Raw genomic sequence first — 15,722 nt, 5'->3', positions numbered from 1 at the left:
GTTCCGGGGCCGGGGGCGGCGCGGTCGGCCGGTGGTCGGCGGAGCCCGTCGCGTGCCGTACGCGGTCGCCTTCCGGGGTGCGGGGCGGCGGCGGGGCCACCGAGCGGGCCAGGCCCCGGGTGACGGCTTCCTGGATCGATCCGGCCAGGACGTCGGGGTCGGTCACGCCCTGGTCGGCGAGCATCTCGGCGAGCCCGCCCGCATACCCCTGTCCGACGGCCCGGACCTTCCAGGCGTCCTGGCGGCGGTAGAGCTCCAGGGCGCTGACCGCGGACTCGGCGTCCAGGTCGGTGAGCGTGAAGGTGGCGATCTCGCTGCCGTCGAGCCCGGTGACGGCGACGAAGGGGGCGGGGACGGCTCCGAACCGCACCGGGCCGCCGACTCCGACGGGCAGCGCGAGCAGCACGGTGACCCGGTGGACGCCGGCGGGCAGGGCCTCCAGGTCGACGGCGAGCCGGTGGTCGGCCGCCGCCTGCTGGGAGACTTCGAGCCCGGGGAGCTGGGGCGAGCCGGGGTGGGCGATCCACTCGATGCCGCGCACCGTGCCCCGCTCGTCGCCGAGGGTGGCCCCGGCCACGACGGGCGTGCCCGCCGACACCCGGATCTCCAGACGGGTCTGGGGCAAGGTGTGGTTCTGCCCCCGGACCAGTTCGGCCGTCATGTGCCCTGTCCCCCTCGACGACGGCCGCGCGCCGCTGTGGGCGCCGGGCCGTGCGATGCCGTGTTCCTGCTGCGTACTGCCGTGCTGTGCGTGGGGCGGCTCCCGGCGGCCTGTGCCGCCGGGAGCCGCCCCCGCCTGTTTCGCCGCCGGGTCGGGACCCGGACCCGCCCGGGCGAAGAGCACCGCCGAGGCGTCCAGGTCGACCTCGCGGGTGCGCGAACCGAACAGGCCACGGCGCGGAGCCGCCTGCCAGCCGAGCCCCATCCGTACCGCGGTCAGGGTCCCCCCGTCGCTCTTCTGCAGGTTGATGGCCTGGCCCTTGGTCATATTGACCGTCACGCGCTGTCCCCTCTCGGCATTGCCCCGCAGCCATCCGTGTGCGGTTTCCCCGCACCCTACGCATTCCACCCGGGGTGGCAGCAGCTTCGGTCCGTTTTTGTGTCGGTCTTGCAACACACCCGGCGCGGCCCGCCCGGTGCGGTGGAAAGGTGTCGGCCGCCGGTGCCGGGAGCGGCCCGGCACCGGCGGTCGACGGCGGAATCAGGCCATGCCCGCTTCCTTCATCTGCCGCAGTTCCTTCTTCAGTTCGCCGACCTCGTCGCGCAGCCGGGCGGCCACCTCGAACTGCAGATCCGCGGCGGCGGCCCGCATCCGGTCGGTCATCTCCTCGATGATCCCGGCCAGTTCGGTCGCGGGCCGGTCGCTGACCACCGCGCCGGCCTTGGCGGCCTTGCCCTTGGCCGCGCCCTTCGCCCCGCCCTTGGCGGCCTTGCCGCCGAGCGCGGGGACCGGGGCCTTGGTCTCCTTGCCCTGCCGGTAGCCGGTGCCGAGGAGCTGTTCGGTGTCGATCTCCTCGCGGGCGATGGTCGCGACGATGTCGTTGATCTTCTTGCGCAGCGGCTGCGGGTCGATGCCCCGCTCGGTGTTGTAGGCGATCTGCTTCTCGCGGCGGCGGTTCGTCTCGTCGATCGCCTGCTCCATGGCCGGGGTGACCTTGTCGGCGTACATGTGGACCTGGCCGGAGACGTTACGGGCGGCTCGGCCGATGGTCTGGATGAGCGAGGTGCCGGAGCGCAGGAAGCCCTGCTTGTCGGCGTCGAGAATGGCCACGAGGGACACCTCGGGAAGGTCGAGGCCCTCGCGCAGCAGGTTGATGCCGACGAGCACGTCGTACTCACCGGAGCGCAGCTCGCGCAGCAGCTCGATACGCCGCAGAGTGTCGACGTCGCTGTGCAGATAGCGGACCTGGATGCCGAGCTCCAGGAAGTAGTCGGTGAGGTCCTCGGCCATCTTCTTGGTGAGCGTGGTGACCAGGACCCGCTCGTCGCGCTCGGTGCGCTCGCGGATCTCGTGGACCAGGTCGTCGATCTGGCCCTCGGTGGGCTTGACCACGACCTGGGGGTCGACGAGACCGGTGGGGCGGATGATCTGCTCGACGAACCCGTCGCCGCGCGAGAGCTCGTACTTCCCCGGGGTGGCGGAGAGGTACACCGTCTGGTCGATCCGCTTCAGGAACTCCTCCCACTTCAGCGGCCGGTTGTCCATGGCCGAGGGCAGCCGGAAGCCGTGGTCGACGAGGGTCCGCTTGCGGGAGGCGTCCCCCTCGTACATCGCGCCGATCTGCGGGACGGTGACGTGGGACTCGTCGAGGACGAGCAGGAAGTCGTCCGGGAAGTAGTCGAGGAGGGTGTTGGGGGCGGTGCCGGGCGCGCGGTCGTCGAAGTGCATCGAGTAGTTCTCGACGCCGGAGCAGGTGCCGATCTGGCGGAGCATCTCGATGTCGTACGTGGTGCGCATGCGCAGGCGCTGGGCCTCCAGCATCTTGCCCTGCTTCTCCAGCTCGGCCAGGCGCTGCTCCAGCTCCTGCTCGATGCCGCTGACGGCCCGCTCCATGCGCTCGGGCCCCGCGACGTAGTGGCTGGCGGGGAAGACGTGGACCGTGGGGTCCTCGCTGATGATCTCGCCGGTGAGCGGGTGCAGCGTGGACAGGTTCTCGATCTCGTCGCCGAACATCTCGATGCGGACGGCGAGCTCCTCGTAGACCGGGAAGATCTCGATGGTGTCGCCCCGGACCCGGAAGGTGCCGCGGGTGAACGCCAGGTCGTTGCGGGCGTACTGCATCTCGACGAAGCGGCGCAGCAGCTGGTCGCGGTCGATCTCCTCGCCGACCTTGAGCTGGACCATGCGGTCCACGTACTCCTGGGGCGTCCCGAGGCCGTAGATGCAGGAGACGGAGGCGACCACGACGACGTCGCGCCGGGTGAGCAGCGAATTCGTCGCGGAGTGGCGCAGCCGCTCGACTTCCTCGTTGATGGAGGAGTCCTTCTCGATGTACGTGTCCGACTGCGGGACGTACGCCTCGGGCTGGTAGTAGTCGTAGTACGAGACGAAATACTCCACCGCGTTGTTCGGGAGGAGCTCGCGGAACTCGTTGGCCAGCTGGGCGGCGAGCGTCTTGTTCGGCGCCATCACCAGGGTGGGGCGCTGCAGCTTCTCGATCATCCAGGCGGTGGTCGCCGACTTGCCGGTGCCGGTCGCGCCGAGCAGGACGACGTCCTTCTCGTCGGCGCGGATACGCCGCTCCAGCTCGGCGATGGCCGTCGGCTGGTCACCGCTGGGCTGGTAGGGGCTGACGACCTCGAAAGGCCGCGTGGAACGTTCGATCTGGGAAACGGGCCGCATGCAACCACCGTACGGCTCCCCACTGACAACGGCCTCGGATCAGCGGTACCGGGCCCTTCCCGCGCCCTCCCGGGCGGTGCTCCGCGGGCGTCGGCCTCGCGTGTGCGGATCGTTCCTCGGGCGCCGTCGCGCCTGCGGGACCAGGTGGTCCCGCAGGTCCCCCGGGCGGCGGCCGGGGCGGGGGCCCGGGCCGAACTCGCCCGTCACGGCCCCGGGGTCGAACAGGAGCACCACGGCGGCGAGGAGCAGGAAGCAGCCGGGGCCCACCAGCATGGGGCCGATCATCTCGGCGGGCCGGTCGCCGGGCAGCACGGCGGACAGGTCGGCCGGCAGGGTGGGCGGCAGATGCAGGTGCACGTCGAGCGCCGCCATGCCGGTGTAGTGCATCCCGGTCACCGCTACGGCCATCAGGACGCTCGCGCCGAGGCCGGAGAGGGCCCCCCGCAGGGTCACGGCCGCCCACAGCGCGCCCGTGGCGGCGCACCCGGCGATCAGCACCGAGAGGACGACGAGGGGCGTGTCGTAAGCGAACTGTGCGGCCATGCGCATGCCCGCCATGCCGAGATAGTGCATCGAGGCGATGCCGAGACCGGTGATGGTGCCACCCGTGATCAACGCCATGCGGGTCGCGCCCCGGTACCCGACAATGAAGATGCCGATGCCGATCATCACCACGGCCACGGCCAGGCCGGCGAAGGTGAGGGGCTTGTCGTAGGAGATCGGCGTCTCCTGGACGGTGAAGCCCGTCATCGCGACGAAGTGCATGGTCCACACCCCGGAGCCGATGGACAGCGAGCCCAGCGCCAGCCAGCCGACCCGACAGGAGCGTGTGGCGTGGAGCGACCGGGTGGTGCAGCGGAGTCCGAGGGCGGCTCCCAGGGCGGCCATGAGGAACGCCGCGACCGGTGTCACCAGGCCGTAGGTGAATCCGTCGACTGTTCCTTGCATGCGCGTACGCCCTTCGAGAATGCCCGGGGTCGAGGAGGGTCCCCAAGGGGCGAGTCCCGGCAGGCAGACAAAAGAAGGCGCATTTTATCGGCACGGCCGCACGCCGTGCTCCGGCGGTGGTCCCCCGGACCGAAGCTTCCGTTCATTTCGCGGCCATCGCCACCCCGCCGGGCGTTGGCGGGCCGCTGTCACTCTCTGCGTGTCCGCACACTCCCGACGTGAGGAGTACCCGTGTTCGTCCGTACCGCAACCGCCTCCACCACGGCCGCCGCCCTGCTCGGCGCCGGCGCCCTGCTGCTGCCCGCCGACCGGCCCGAGGCCCCGGACCAGGTCGCCGCGCAGCGGGCGAACCCGGTCGTCGTGGCCCACCGGGGGGCGTCGGGCTACGCGCCGGAGAACACCCTCGCCGCGGTCGACGCCGCGGACGCGCTCGGCATCGACTGGGTCGAGAACGACGTCCACCGCAGCCGTGACGGGGTACTCGTCGTGCTGCACGACACCGACCTGAAGCGCACGACGGACGCCGAGGAGATCTTCCCCGACCGGGCGCCGTGGGCGGTCAAGGACTTCACCGCGGCGGAGCTGGCGAAGCTCGACGCGGGCAGCTGGTTCGGGGAACAGTTCACGGGGGCCCGGATCCCGACGCTCACCCAGTTCCTGCACCGTCTGGAGCGCAACCGGCAGAAGCTGCTCCTGGAGATCAAGAGCCCGGCGACCTACCCGGGCATCGAGCGGGACATCATCCGGACGCTGGGCCGGTCGGGGTGGCTGGACCGCTCCCACGTACGGGACCGGCTGGTCATCCAGAGCTTCGGCGCCGACAGCGTGAAGACGGTGCACGCCCTGCGCCCCGACATCACGACCGGCTTCCTGGGCACCCCGGCGGTGGCTGACCTGCCCTCGTACGCGGCGTTCACCGATCAGATCAACCCGTCGTACGCGACGATCGGCGCCGACTACGTGGCGGCCGTCCAGCGGCTCAAGGGCCCGCACGGCAAGCGTCTGCGGGTCAACACGTGGACGGTCAACAAGGCGGCGGACGCGGTGAAGGCCCGTGACTACGGGGTCGACGGCATCATCACCAACTTCCCCGACGTGGTGCGCGACGCGACGAGCTGACGCGACGGGGCGGCCTTCCGGGCTTCTGACCGATGGGCCCGTCGCTGTCAGTGGCGGGTCGTACGGTGGTCGGCATGGACAGCTACGGGGTCGGTGGAGAGCCGACCGTCGAGTGGGACGTCGTGGACAGCGGTATCGGCCAGCTGCTGCTCGCGGCGACCGCGACCGGCCTGGTGAACGTGGCCTTCCACGCCCGCCCCGCCGTCCGGGACGCGGCTCTCGGCCGGTTGCGGACCCGGTTCGGCACGGAGCCGGTGGCGGCGCCCGGTTCGGCCCGGCTCGCCGCGCCGATACGCGAGCTCGCGGCGTACTTCGCGGGCGAGCAGCGGGACTTCGACCTCGCTCTGGACTGGTCGCTGGCCTCCGGCTTCCACCGTGCGGTGCTCCGCGAGCTGGCGTCCGGCGTGCCCTACGGGACGGTCGTCGGGTACGGCGAGCTGGCCGCGCGGGTGGGCCGCCCGGAGGGAGCACAGGCGGTCGGCGCCGCCATGGGGGCCAACCCGCTGCCGGTGGTGGTGCCGTGCCACCGGGTGGTGGAGAGCGACGGGGGCCTGGGCGGGTTCGGCGGCGGTCTGGAGACCAAGCGGCAGCTGCTGGCGCTGGAGGGGGTGCTGCCGCAGCCGCTGTTCTAGGCACAGCCCCTGGTCCTGCCGCAGTTGTCGGTCATCGTGGGGGCCGGTTTCACCCGTCCGGGTGCACGGCGGTGGACGAGCGGTGGCACACTGCGCCGGTGACCCGACCCGTCTCCCTCCCCCCGGTCCCGGCCGTCGGCCTGCCCGCTCTGCAGCGCCGGACGTCGGCCGTGCTCGTCGTCAGCCAGATACTCGGGGGCCTCGGCGTGGCCATCGGGATCGCCCTGGCCCCGATGCTCGCCGCCGAGGTGAGCGGATCGGAGGCGCTGTCCGGACTTGCGCCGACCGCCTCCGTCCTCGGCACGGCGCTGCTGTCGCTGCCGCTGGCCGCCCTGATGACCTCCCGGGGCCGCCGGTCCGGGCTGATGCTCGCCTATCTGATCGGTGCGGTGGGCGGCGGCCTGGTGGTCCTGGCCACGATGCTGCCGAGCTTCCCGCTGCTGCTGTCTTCCTGCTCGCCGGACTCGTCGTGGCGCTCGCGCTGCGCCCGGATCCGCTCCTCACCGCCCGCGCCCTGGCCCCGGAGGGCCCGGCGGGTCCGCCGAAGCGCTCCCTGAGCGCCGGGATCGAGGCCGTACGCGCGTCCCCGATGGCGCGGCTCGCCCTGGTGACGGTCACCGTGTCGCACACCGCCATGGTGTCGATCATGGTCATGACCCCGGTCGATCTGAGCCGGCACGGCGCGGATCTCCAGTTGATCGGGCTCGTCATCAGCGGGCACATCGCGGGCATGTACGCGTTCTCGCCGGTGATGGGGTGGCTGGCCGACCGGTTCGGCCGGCTGACCGTGATCGGGCTGGCCGTGGGACTGCTGAGCTGCGCCGCGCTGCTCGCGGGCACGGCCGGGCCCCGGCACGGGCAGACCGCGGCGGGCCTCTTCGTGCTGGGTCTCGGCTGGTCGGCGGGGATGATCGCCGGTTCGGCGCTGCTCACCGACGCGGTGCCCCGGTCCGCCCAGGCGGCGGTGCAGGGTCTTTCGGACCTGACCATGAGCGCGGCGGCGGGCGTCGGCGGGGCGGCGGCCGGGGTGATCGTCGCCCAGTGGGGGTACGGCCCCCTCAACGCGGTCGGCGCCGCGCTGCTGCTGCCGGTCGCCACGCTCGCCCTGCGCCGGAGCCTGCGGCGGCCGGGGACAGCCGACGGCTGACCCGCGCCGCGGGGCCGGCCGAACGACCCGACCGACCGAGCGGCCGACCAGCACACCGGCCCAGCAGACCCCGCAGGCCCTCAGAGGCTGATGTGGTACGCCTTGCGGAGCGTCTCGTGAACGGTCCAGGTCGTCCGGTCGCCCTCGCGCAGGACGCAGGCGTCCCCCGGGCTGATCTCCAGCGTCGCCCCGCCCTCGACCGCGACCGTCGCCCGGCCGCTGACGACCACGAACAGCTCGTTCGCCTCGGTGTCGGTGACCACTCCGGGCGTGATCTGCCAGATGCCCCGGATCTGCTTGCCGTCGGGTGACTCCCACAGCACCTTGCCCGTCACCACGGGGTCGCCCGAGACGATCTGCGCCGGATCGAGGGGTTCCGGTACAAGCTCGGCGTCGGGGATGTGCACGGCGAAGGAGGCGGGGACCTGGTCGTTTGTCGTCATGGCCGGTCACCTTAGCGACCACTTCCGGCCACCGGGTGACCAGGACCCGCCGGAGAACGTCCGGCCGTGGTTTGCGCCCCTCCCACCCGCGACAGGGATGGGGCATGCCTCAGAACTCACCAGAACCCTACGAGCCGGTGCTCTCGGCGGAGGTGCGCGCGGCTCTGAGTACCGGTCTGCCCGTCGTGGCGCTGGAGTCGACGATCATCGCGCACGGCCTGCCGCGCCCCCGCAACCTGACCGTGGCCCGGGAGCTGGAGGGGCTCGTCCGGTCCGCGGGCGCCGTTCCGGCCACCGTCGCCGTACTCGACGGCCGGGCCCATGTGGGCCTCGGCGAGGACCAGTTGCGAGCGGGTCGCCGGCGACCCGGCGGTACGCAAGCTGGGACACCGCGATCTCGCCCCCGCGCTCGCCACGGGGGCGAGCGGGGCGACGACGGTGTCCGGGACGGCGTTCCTGGCGGCGCGGGCGGGCGTCGGCGTCTTCGCCACGGGCGGGCTCGGCGGCGTACACCGGGAGTGGGCCGCCGACCAGGACGAGTCGGCCGATCTGCGGCTGCTCGCCCGCACCGGGATCACCGTGGTCTGCGCGGGGGTGAAGTCGATCCTCGACGTACCGGCGACCCTCCAGCGGCTGGAGACCCTCGGGGTCTCCGTCGTCGGCTACGGCACCGGGCACTTCCCCGGCTTCTATCTGAGCAGCTCGGGCGAACCCGTCGACTGGACGGTGCACAGCCCCGGGGAGGTGGTGGAGGTGATCCGGGCGAGGGAGGCGCTGGGCGGGCCGGCGTCCGCGCTGATCGTCGCCAACCCCGTGGCGGAGGCGTATCAGTTGGATCCGGCCCTGCACGACCGGGTGCTGGCGGAGGCACTGGACGCATGCCGGGAGCGGGGCATCTCGGGGCAGGGCGTCACGCCGTTCCTGCTGGACCAGCTGATGCGGCGGACCGGGGGCGCGTCGCTGGAGGCGAACCTCGCGGCCGTACGCGGGAACGTGACGCTCGCGGCGAAGATCGCCGTCACGGCGACGGGCCTCCGGTGAGCGGTCACGGGGACGGACGCGGGCGCCCCGTGAGCCGTGCGGAGGCCGGCCGTGGGCTCCTCGTGGTGGGGGACGTGGTCACCGATGTGGTGGCGCGGCACGGGGCGGCGCTCGCGCACGGTACGGACACGAAGGCCCGGATCCGTACCCTGCCGGGCGGCGCGGGCGCCAACGTCGCCTGCTGGGCCGTGCGTTCGGGCTGTCCGGACGTGCGGCTACTGGCCCGGGCGGGGGCGGAGTCCGCCGGCTGGCACCGGGAGGCGCTGGAGGTGGCGGGGGTGCGGGCGTTCCTCTCCGTGGACGACGAGGTGCCGACGGCGACCGTCATCGCCCTGGTCGACGCGGCGGCGGAGCGTACGTTCCTGACCGACGGCGGGGCGGTCCTGCGGCTCGGCGTCGAGGACTTCGCGCCCACGATGCTGGACGGCGTCGGGCACCTCCACCTCTCCGGCTATCTTCTCTTCGCCGCGGTGAGCCGGGCCGCCGCCCTCCTCGCCCTGCGCACCGCCGTGGAGCGGGGGATTTTGGTGAGCGTGGATCCGGCGTCGGCCGGGTTCCTCGGGGAGCTGGGGCCGAAGAGGTTCCTGGAGTTCGCGGAGGGGGCGGAGCTGCTCCTGCCGAACGCGGACGAGGCCAGGCTGCTCACCGGACTGCCCGAACCCGGTGCCGCTGCGGCCGAGTTGAGCCGGTGGTTCCCGCGGGTCGTTGTCACCCTGGGCTCGCGGGGTGCCGTGGTGGCCGCCGAGGGTGAGGTGATCGGCCGCGTTCCCGCCCCGCCGGTGCCCGACCCGGTCGACTCGACGGGCGCGGGCGACGCGTTCACCGGCGGGTTCCTGGCGGCCCTGCTGGCCGGTGCGGACGAGGTGACCGCCGCGGCCGAGGGCTGTCGGGCGGGGGCGGCGGCCGTGGCCACGGTGGGCGGTCGGCCACCGGTTCGCTGAGCACAGGTGGCCGCCCCGCGCGTACAGCGAGGACCGCCGCCGGCCGCACCGCGCGCGGTTCACCCACTCCCCGGCAGCCCCGACCAGGCCGGGTGCGCCGGATCGTCCGCCCGGACCACGACGTCCGCCCGTTCCGTGGGCGCGATCTCGTCCTCGTACCGGGCGAAGGCGGGCAGCGTCCAGCGTTCCGGTTCCGCCGTGCGCCGCCGCAACGCCCCCGGCGACAGCCGCAGATGGACGGTGAGCGCGAAGGGGAACCAGTGCCCCAGCAGGAACGGGCCGTGCACGACGACCACCCCGCCCTCGGGCAGCTGGTGGTACGGGGTGCGGGTGGCCCGGTCCGTCACGGGGTCCCAGAGGTCGGGCAGCACCCGGCCGGAGCCGCCCGCCTCCAGCGGCCCGAACACCTCGCGCCACAGCGCTCCGGTGTCGAACCAGCCGTCGAGATACGCGTCCGCGTCCTGCTTCCCGTACTCGAAGCGCAGACTCGCCGGGCGCAGGAACCCCTCGGTGGACACCACCAGGACCGAGCGGCCGCGCAGCCGCAGCTCCTCGGCGAGGCGTTCGGCGGTCTCGCCGGTGCGGGCGGCGGGGGCGCCGTCGATACCGAGGGCCAGCCAGGGCCCGCCGTCGGCGGCGGACAGCCCGACGCCGTACCGGGCGAGTTCGCCCGCCAGCCGTTCCCAGGTGATCGCTTCGAGTCGCACGGCTCCATCATCACCGCTCCGGCGGGAGGCCGCTCCGGGCGGGCGCGCCGGAAGGGGCACCCCACCGGACCGTTCACTCCCCGCGCAGCTCCGCCGCGAGCGGGCCGTCACCCAGCACCTCGACGCGGCCGTCCTTCACCGCCTCGGCGAGGGTCGCCGCGCCCTGCGCCAGCTCCAGGCAGACCTCCGCGGCGAGGACGATCCGGGCGTCGGGGCGGTCGGCGGGGCCGTAGCCGTACACCGCCCCGTACGCCTCCGCGCCCGGCAGCACGAGCCGCGCTCCCCCACCGAGATGGAGCCCGGCATGGAGCCCGACACGGAGGTGGAACTCTCCCTCGTCGAGGCGGACTTCGAGGACGCCCTTCCGGGTGAGCCCGGCGAGGGCGCCGAGCAGCGGCAGGGCGAACCAGTGGGCCCGCACCGCGTCGGTCGGGCGGCGCTCGGCGAGGGCCGGCGCGCCCCACTCGGCGAGGGCGGCGAGCACCGGCAGCAGGCCGTGGCCGCGCTCGGTCAGCTCGTAGACCGACGCGGCCGACGGGGGCGGCAGCTTGCGGCGCAACGCCAGTCCGGACTGCTCCATGTCCTTCAGGCGGGAGGCCAGCACGTCCGTGCTGACACCGGGCAGGTCGGCGTGCAGGTCCGTGTACCGGCGCGGCCCGCCCAGCAGTTCACGGACGATCAGCAGCGTCCACCGGTCGCCGACGGAGTCGAGGGCGCGGGCGGTGGCGTCGAACTGGTCGTAGCTCCGGCGACGGACGGGGCGTGCTGCTGGACGTGCTGCTGGCTGCTGCTGACGTGGCATGCGACGCAGTCTAGACATGTTGTTGGACTTTCCAAGCTCAAGCTTGGTAAAACCAAGTATCGCAATTCGGCTCGGGAGGCAGCGCATGGAGTTCCGGCAGTCCAGCAAGCTCAACGAGGTCTGCTACGAGATCCGGGGCCCGGTCATCGAGCACGCCAACGCCCTGGAGGAGGCGGGCCACAGCGTGCTCCGGCTCAACACGGGCAATCCCGCGCTCTTCGGCTTCGAGGCCCCCGAGGAGATCGTCCAGGACATGATCCGGATGCTGCCCCAGGCCCATGGCTACACCGATTCGCGCGGCATCCTCTCGGCCCGTCGGGCGGTGGCCCAGCGCTACCAGTCGATGGGGCTGACCGACGTCGGCGTGGACGACGTGTTCCTCGGCAACGGGGTCTCCGAGCTGATCTCGATGGCCGTGCAGGCGTTGCTGGAGGACGGCGACGAGGTGCTGATCCCGGCCCCGGACTTCCCCCTGTGGACGGCGGTGACCACGCTCGCGGGCGGCAAGGCCGTGCACTACGTCTGCGACGAGGAGTCCGACTGGAACCCGGACCTCGCCGATATGGCGTCGAAGATCACCGACCGGACCAAGGCGGTCGTGATCATCAACCCGAACAACCCCACCGGCGCGGTCTATCCGCGCGAGATCCTGGAAGGCATCCTCGATCTGGCCCGACGGCACGGGCTGATGGTGTTCGCCGACGAGATCTACGACCAGATCCTGTACGACGGCGCCGAGCACCACAGCGCGGCCGTCCTCGCCCCGGACCTGGTCTGTCTGACCTTCAGCGGCCTGTCGAAGACGTACCGGGTGGCCGGGTTCCGCTCCGGCTGGATGGTGGTGTCCGGTCCGCACCAGCACGCCCGCAACTACCTGGAGGGCCTGACGATGCTGGCCTCCATGCGGCTGTGCCCCAACGCGCCCGCGCAGTACGCCATTCAGGCCGCGCTCGGGGGACGGCAGTCCATCAAGGAGCTGGTCGCCCCGGGTGGGAGGCTGCACGAGCAGCGCGACCGGGCCTGGGAGCGGCTGAACGAGATCCCCGGCGTCTCGTGCGTGAAGCCGAAGGGCGCGCTGTACGCCTTCCCGCGCATCGATCCGAAGGTCCATCCGATCGTGGACGACGAGAAGTTCGTGCTGGACCTGCTGCTGCGGGAGAAGATCCAGGTGGTGCAGGGCACCGGCTTCAGCTGGCCGCGCCCGGACCACTTCCGCATCCTGACCCTTCCGTACGCTGATGATCTCGACGCGGCGATCAGCCGCATCGGCCGCTTCCTCAGCGGATACCGGCAGTGACGGACTCCCCGGTCGAACGGGCTCCCCGGTCAGATGACGCGGAATAGGTCCGCGGCGGCGTGGACGTCGGCGAGGTCCTCGATGGAGCGGAGGTTGTCGCAGAGGGCGTCCAGGACGGAGCCCGCGTCGGCCGCGCGCGGGGCCCCGACGGCCAGGCCGAAGACGCGGAAGCCCAGTCGACGCCGAGCGTCCTTCCAGCCGCGCATCCACTCCTCGGTGACGCCGCATTCGTCGTCGGTGATCATCACGATGTCGCCGCGGACGGTGGCGGCCTCGTCGAACTCCTCCTCCAGCAGCTCGCGAGCCGCGGTCAGCGGGGTCTGGTAGCTGGTTCCGCCGCCGAGGAAGGTCTCGGCGAAGTCGAGCACCTGGTCGATGCCGGTGGGCCGCCCGGCCGGGAAGCGGAAGACCCGGACCTTGTCGGCGGCGGAGAACAGGATGCCGACGAAGTCACGGCCCGCGTGGCGGGCCTGGTCGAGCAGCGCCAGGGCACACGCCTTGGACCACGCCTCCCGGGTGACTCCGCCGGGCCCCGCCGCATACATGGAGTGGGAGGTGTCCACGCACGCGATGACGGCCCCCCGTCCCGTTGACTGCTCGCCCCGGCTGTCGTAGAGCATCAGCTCACCGGCGGCGTAGCGGGCGGCGAAGACCGCACGGGTCGCGGGCAGGCCGAGGTGGGCCAGCTCGGAGGGGATCAGTCGGGAGAGGTCGTCGCCCAGGGTGACGCCGATCAGTTCCCCGGGGGCGTTCTCCACCTTGCGGGCGCGCTCTCCGTCGGCCATCTGCCGGAAACGGCCGATCAGTTCGGCCCATTCGGCGAGCCGGCCGGTACGCAGCCGTTCGGCGAGCCGGGCGCGCCGCTCGAACGGCATGCGCTCCAGCTCGCCGGGACCGATGCCCCAGGCCCGCATCAGCGCGGTCTCCTCCCGCACGGCCCCGGCCGCCTTCGCCACCCCGTGGTGCGCTGCGGCACGGATGCCCGGGGCACCGGCTGCCGCCTGCGCGGCGTCCTGGGCGGCCTGTCGCGCGGTGGTCCCGGCGGCCCCGGCGGCCTCGACCGCCCGGCGGACGGGGTCGGCGAGGGCGGAGGCAGGTATGTCGTCGTACGACTCGGTCGGCCCGGCCGGTGCGGCTCGGTCGGCGGCCCGCTGGAGCGCCTCGGCCACGGCCGCCGCCGCGTCCTGCGCGGCCCGCAGCGCCTCCTCCGCCCGCTCGGCCTGCTCCCGGGCGCCTCGGGAGCACTCCAGCATCCGGCGGAGTGCGGCGGACTGGGCGAGTACGGCCATGGCGGCGGCGTACGGGTCGCCGACGGTCTCCCGGCGCAGCTCGGCGAAGTCCGGTGACGCCATCACCTGGGTGAGGAGCTGGTGGTTGACCAGCCGGGAGGCCCGCATCTCCGCGGGTTCACGCAGTCGCGGGCCGGCCTTGTACGCGGCGAGGAACACGTCGGTCAGCAGGTCGGTGGCGTGGTCGTGGTGTGCCTCAAGGGCCTCGGCCAGTTCACGCAGTCCGGCCGACTGCTCGTAGGTGTCGCGCCAGGTGACCCGTTCGAACCGGTCCGCGACCACGGCCCCGGTATCCCCGGCCTCGGAGTGCCCGGCGGCGGGGTGTCCAGCCCCGGGGTGTCCGTCGGCCGCGGAGGAGCCCGGTCCCGTCCCGGCGTTCAGAGCTGCGCCTGGACCGTGGCGGCGTCCATGCCCAGCGCCTCGGTGAGCACGCGGGCGCGGACGGCGCGCTGGCGGCCGGTGACCCGGTCGACGGTGGCGGTCGAGCGGCCCGCCGCAGTCGCCTCCTCACGGAGCTTCTCCAGCCGCCTGCCCGCCATGGCGAGCCTGTTGTGGGCCTGCTTGATGACCCAGTCGCTCAGCACCTCGCGGGACTGCCCCGCCAGGGCGTCGAGTTGGGCCTCCAGTTCGTCGAGGGTGTCGGCCAGGTCGAGCGCCTCCTTGGCGTCGGGGTTGATCAGGTGCAGGACCTCGCGCTCGACGGTGGGGCTCTGGGCCGGGGAGTCCCACAGCACATGGGTGAGCACCAGGAGGTCCCTCTCGGCGACGGTCGCACGGCCGTCCAGGTACGCGGAGGCCTGGAGCAGCCCCACCGCCTGCCGCCAGCGGCGGTCGGAGGCGACGAGTTCCTTGCGGCGCAGGGCGGCTCGCAGCGAGCACAACGCGTCAACGACGGAGTCGGGAACGCCCACGGCCGGGACCTCCACCGCCACGGCGTGCTGCAGCGCGGCCAGATCCACCGTGGTCCGGACCGCCGGCTCGGGTCGGCTGACGGCGGACCGGATGAGCGCCGCGAAGTTCGAGGGGTCCGCCAGATAGCCGACCTCGATCCGTACCAGCAGGCGGTCGTAGATGGCGGCGGTGTCCTCCCCGGCGGGCAGTTCGTTGCTCGCCGTGATGGCGCCGATCAGGGGGCAGTGGATCGGTTGGCCGCCGCTCTCGGGGTGGTAGATCCGCTCGTTGAGGTAGCCCAGGGTCTCGTTCAGTGCGGCGGTGGAGCACTTGAAGATCTCGTCGATGAAGGCGACATGCGCGGTGGTGGCCCGGCCCTCGTAGACCTGGCGGTACTCGCCCCGGGCCAGAGCGGCGACATCGACCGGGCCGAACATCCGGGTCGGTGCGGTGAACTTCGACAGGAGGATCTCCCAGTAGGCCGCCCCGTCGATCCTGCCGGTGAGCTCCCGGGCGATCTCGGACTTCGCCGTACCGGGAGGGCCGAGCAGCAGCGAGTGCTGTCCGGCCAGCAGGGCCACCAGCAGGGTGCGCACCACCTCGGCCCGCTCGTAGAACCGGTCCGCCAGCTCGTCGCGGACGGCTCGCAGCTTCTCCGCCGTGTCCAGCGTGTCCTGTGTTCCCTGCACATCCGTCCCCTGCACGCCCTGCATTGTGCCCTGCGCCTCCCGGCGGAACGGGAGCGGGCCCGGAGGCGTAGCCGGCCTCCGGGCCCTGTGAGCGCCGCCCATCTGGCACGCCGGCACGTTTAAGAGTCCGGGTCAGTCATGATGTCGTCGCGTCCTGCCTTTGGACCACCGCAGATCGGAGCTCTGCGGGCCGGACTTGAACCGGCATCTCGACGCGCGCGGGCCCGGGCCCGTTCGATCCGGCGATCGGCGGCGAATGCTGAGTCTGGAGCAAGAGTCTGAGATTGACGGCGGTCTGCCTCTGCCTGCTTGGGCTACTCCGGCCCGTGCCGGAGGGAGGAGTCGAACCTCCACTGGGACCGCGCCTTCACGACAAGCTTCAGTTTCAGCTTGCGCTCCTCGCGCACCCCGGCCGCCTGAGACGGCGGCCGGG

12 protein-coding genes and 3 pseudogenes are annotated in these 15,722 nt (G+C 72.7%); 6 read left to right on the top strand and 9 right to left on the bottom strand.

The genetic code is table 11. From position 1 onward, the window contains the following. The 3 genes from D3105_RS08280 to D3105_RS08270 form a co-directional block, all read right to left on the bottom strand. On the bottom strand, positions 1 to 1,000 hold a 1,000-nt coding region (locus tag D3105_RS08280), incomplete at its 3' end, for a TerD family protein (protein ID WP_206272688.1). Between the two features lie 201 nt (positions 1,001 to 1,201). After that, positions 1,202 to 3,343, bottom strand: coding sequence for an excinuclease ABC subunit UvrB (gene uvrB, locus D3105_RS08275; protein ID WP_118901588.1), 2,142 nt, complete (start codon positions 3,341 to 3,343; stop codon positions 1,202 to 1,204). A 39-nt stretch (positions 3,344 to 3,382) separates the two neighbouring features. After that, positions 3,383 to 4,291, bottom strand: coding sequence for an MHYT domain-containing protein (locus D3105_RS08270; RefSeq protein WP_118901585.1), 909 nt, complete (start codon positions 4,289 to 4,291; stop codon positions 3,383 to 3,385). A gap of 231 nt (positions 4,292 to 4,522) precedes the next feature. On the opposite strand from D3105_RS08270, the gene D3105_RS08265 reads away from it, so the two are divergent. The 3 genes and pseudogenes from D3105_RS08265 (at position 4,523) to D3105_RS08255 (ending at position 7,189) form a co-directional block, all read left to right on the top strand. After that, on the top strand, positions 4,523 to 5,410 hold the full coding sequence (locus D3105_RS08265; RefSeq protein WP_118901582.1) for a glycerophosphodiester phosphodiesterase family protein: 888 nt from the start codon (positions 4,523 to 4,525) through the stop codon (positions 5,408 to 5,410). A 74-nt stretch (positions 5,411 to 5,484) separates the two neighbouring features. Continuing rightward, entirely contained in the window at positions 5,485 to 6,042 is a 558-nt protein-coding gene (locus D3105_RS08260; RefSeq protein WP_118901579.1) for a methylated-DNA--[protein]-cysteine S-methyltransferase, read from the top strand. Positions 6,043 to 6,140: 98 nt separating this feature from the next. Next, positions 6,141 to 7,189, top strand: a pseudogene (locus D3105_RS08255) (MFS transporter). Between the two features lie 80 nt (positions 7,190 to 7,269). Here the strand turns inward: D3105_RS08255 and D3105_RS08250 are convergent. Beyond that, positions 7,270 to 7,632, bottom strand: coding sequence for a cupin domain-containing protein (locus tag D3105_RS08250; protein WP_118901576.1), 363 nt, complete (start codon positions 7,630 to 7,632; stop codon positions 7,270 to 7,272). Positions 7,633 to 7,736: 104 nt separating this feature from the next. Here D3105_RS08250 and D3105_RS08245 point away from each other — a divergent pair. Beyond that, positions 7,737 to 8,673 (top strand): annotated as a pseudogene (locus D3105_RS08245) (pseudouridine-5'-phosphate glycosidase). Positions 8,674 to 8,702: 29 nt separating this feature from the next. Next, a complete protein-coding gene (locus tag D3105_RS08240) occupies positions 8,703 to 9,614 on the top strand; it encodes a carbohydrate kinase family protein (RefSeq protein WP_118901573.1) in 912 nt (303 codons plus the stop codon). Positions 9,615 to 9,673: 59 nt separating this feature from the next. Here the strand turns inward: D3105_RS08240 and D3105_RS08235 are convergent, their stop codons facing one another. Both D3105_RS08235 and D3105_RS08230 read right to left on the bottom strand, forming a co-directional pair. Continuing rightward, entirely contained in the window at positions 9,674 to 10,321 is a 648-nt protein-coding gene (locus D3105_RS08235; protein WP_118901571.1) for a uridine kinase, read from the bottom strand. A 73-nt stretch (positions 10,322 to 10,394) separates the two neighbouring features. Further along, positions 10,395 to 11,123 carry a winged helix-turn-helix transcriptional regulator gene (locus D3105_RS08230; RefSeq protein ID WP_206272687.1) on the bottom strand — a complete coding sequence of 243 codons (729 nt, stop codon included), beginning with the start codon at positions 11,121 to 11,123 and terminating at the stop codon, positions 10,395 to 10,397. Positions 11,124 to 11,208: 85 nt separating this feature from the next. Here D3105_RS08230 and D3105_RS08225 point away from each other — a divergent pair, with 85 nt between their 5' ends. Continuing rightward, on the top strand, positions 11,209 to 12,420 hold the full coding sequence (locus D3105_RS08225) for a pyridoxal phosphate-dependent aminotransferase (RefSeq protein WP_118901565.1): 1,212 nt from the start codon (positions 11,209 to 11,211) through the stop codon (positions 12,418 to 12,420). A gap of 29 nt (positions 12,421 to 12,449) precedes the next feature. On the opposite strand, the gene D3105_RS08220 is transcribed toward D3105_RS08225, so the two are convergent. The 3 genes and pseudogenes from D3105_RS08220 to D3105_RS34490 form a co-directional block, all read right to left on the bottom strand. Then, complete coding sequence (locus D3105_RS08220) at positions 12,450 to 13,991, bottom strand: VWA domain-containing protein (protein ID WP_240646842.1); 1,542 nt, start codon at positions 13,989 to 13,991, stop codon at positions 12,450 to 12,452. Positions 13,992 to 14,086: 95 nt separating this feature from the next. Further along, a complete protein-coding gene (locus D3105_RS08215; RefSeq protein WP_118901559.1) occupies positions 14,087 to 15,313 on the bottom strand; it encodes an AAA family ATPase in 1,227 nt (408 codons plus the stop codon). A gap of 303 nt (positions 15,314 to 15,616) precedes the next feature. Further along, positions 15,617 to 15,702, bottom strand: a pseudogene (locus D3105_RS34490). Positions 15,703 to 15,722 lie beyond the last annotated feature (20 nt).

It is taken from the genome of Streptomyces globisporus, from assembly GCF_003501885.1.
GTDB lineage: Bacteria > Actinomycetota > Actinomycetes > Streptomycetales > Streptomycetaceae > Streptomyces > Streptomyces globisporus_D.
The sequence above is the reverse complement of the archived record's forward strand: the minus strand, read 5'-3'. Positions and strand labels throughout refer to the sequence as shown.

What these genes read in the sequence shown, in the direction of transcription:
- D3105_RS08230 (WP_206272687.1), bottom strand. Translation starts at nt 11,123, where the DNA reads ATGCCACGTCAGCAGCAGCCAGCAGCACGTCCAGCAGCACGCCCCGTC.
- D3105_RS08270 (WP_118901585.1), bottom strand. Translation starts at nt 4,291, where the DNA reads ATGCAAGGAACAGTCGACGGATTCACCTACGGCCTGGTGACACCGGTC.
- D3105_RS08250 (WP_118901576.1), bottom strand. Translation starts at nt 7,632, where the DNA reads ATGACGACAAACGACCAGGTCCCCGCCTCCTTCGCCGTGCACATCCCC.
- D3105_RS08225 (WP_118901565.1), top strand. Translation starts at nt 11,209, where the DNA reads ATGGAGTTCCGGCAGTCCAGCAAGCTCAACGAGGTCTGCTACGAGATC.
- uvrB (WP_118901588.1), bottom strand. Translation starts at nt 3,343, where the DNA reads ATGCGGCCCGTTTCCCAGATCGAACGTTCCACGCGGCCTTTCGAGGTC.
- D3105_RS08260 (WP_118901579.1), top strand. Translation starts at nt 5,485, where the DNA reads ATGGACAGCTACGGGGTCGGTGGAGAGCCGACCGTCGAGTGGGACGTC.
- D3105_RS08215 (WP_118901559.1), bottom strand. Translation starts at nt 15,313, where the DNA reads ATGCAGGGCGTGCAGGGGACGGATGTGCAGGGAACACAGGACACGCTG.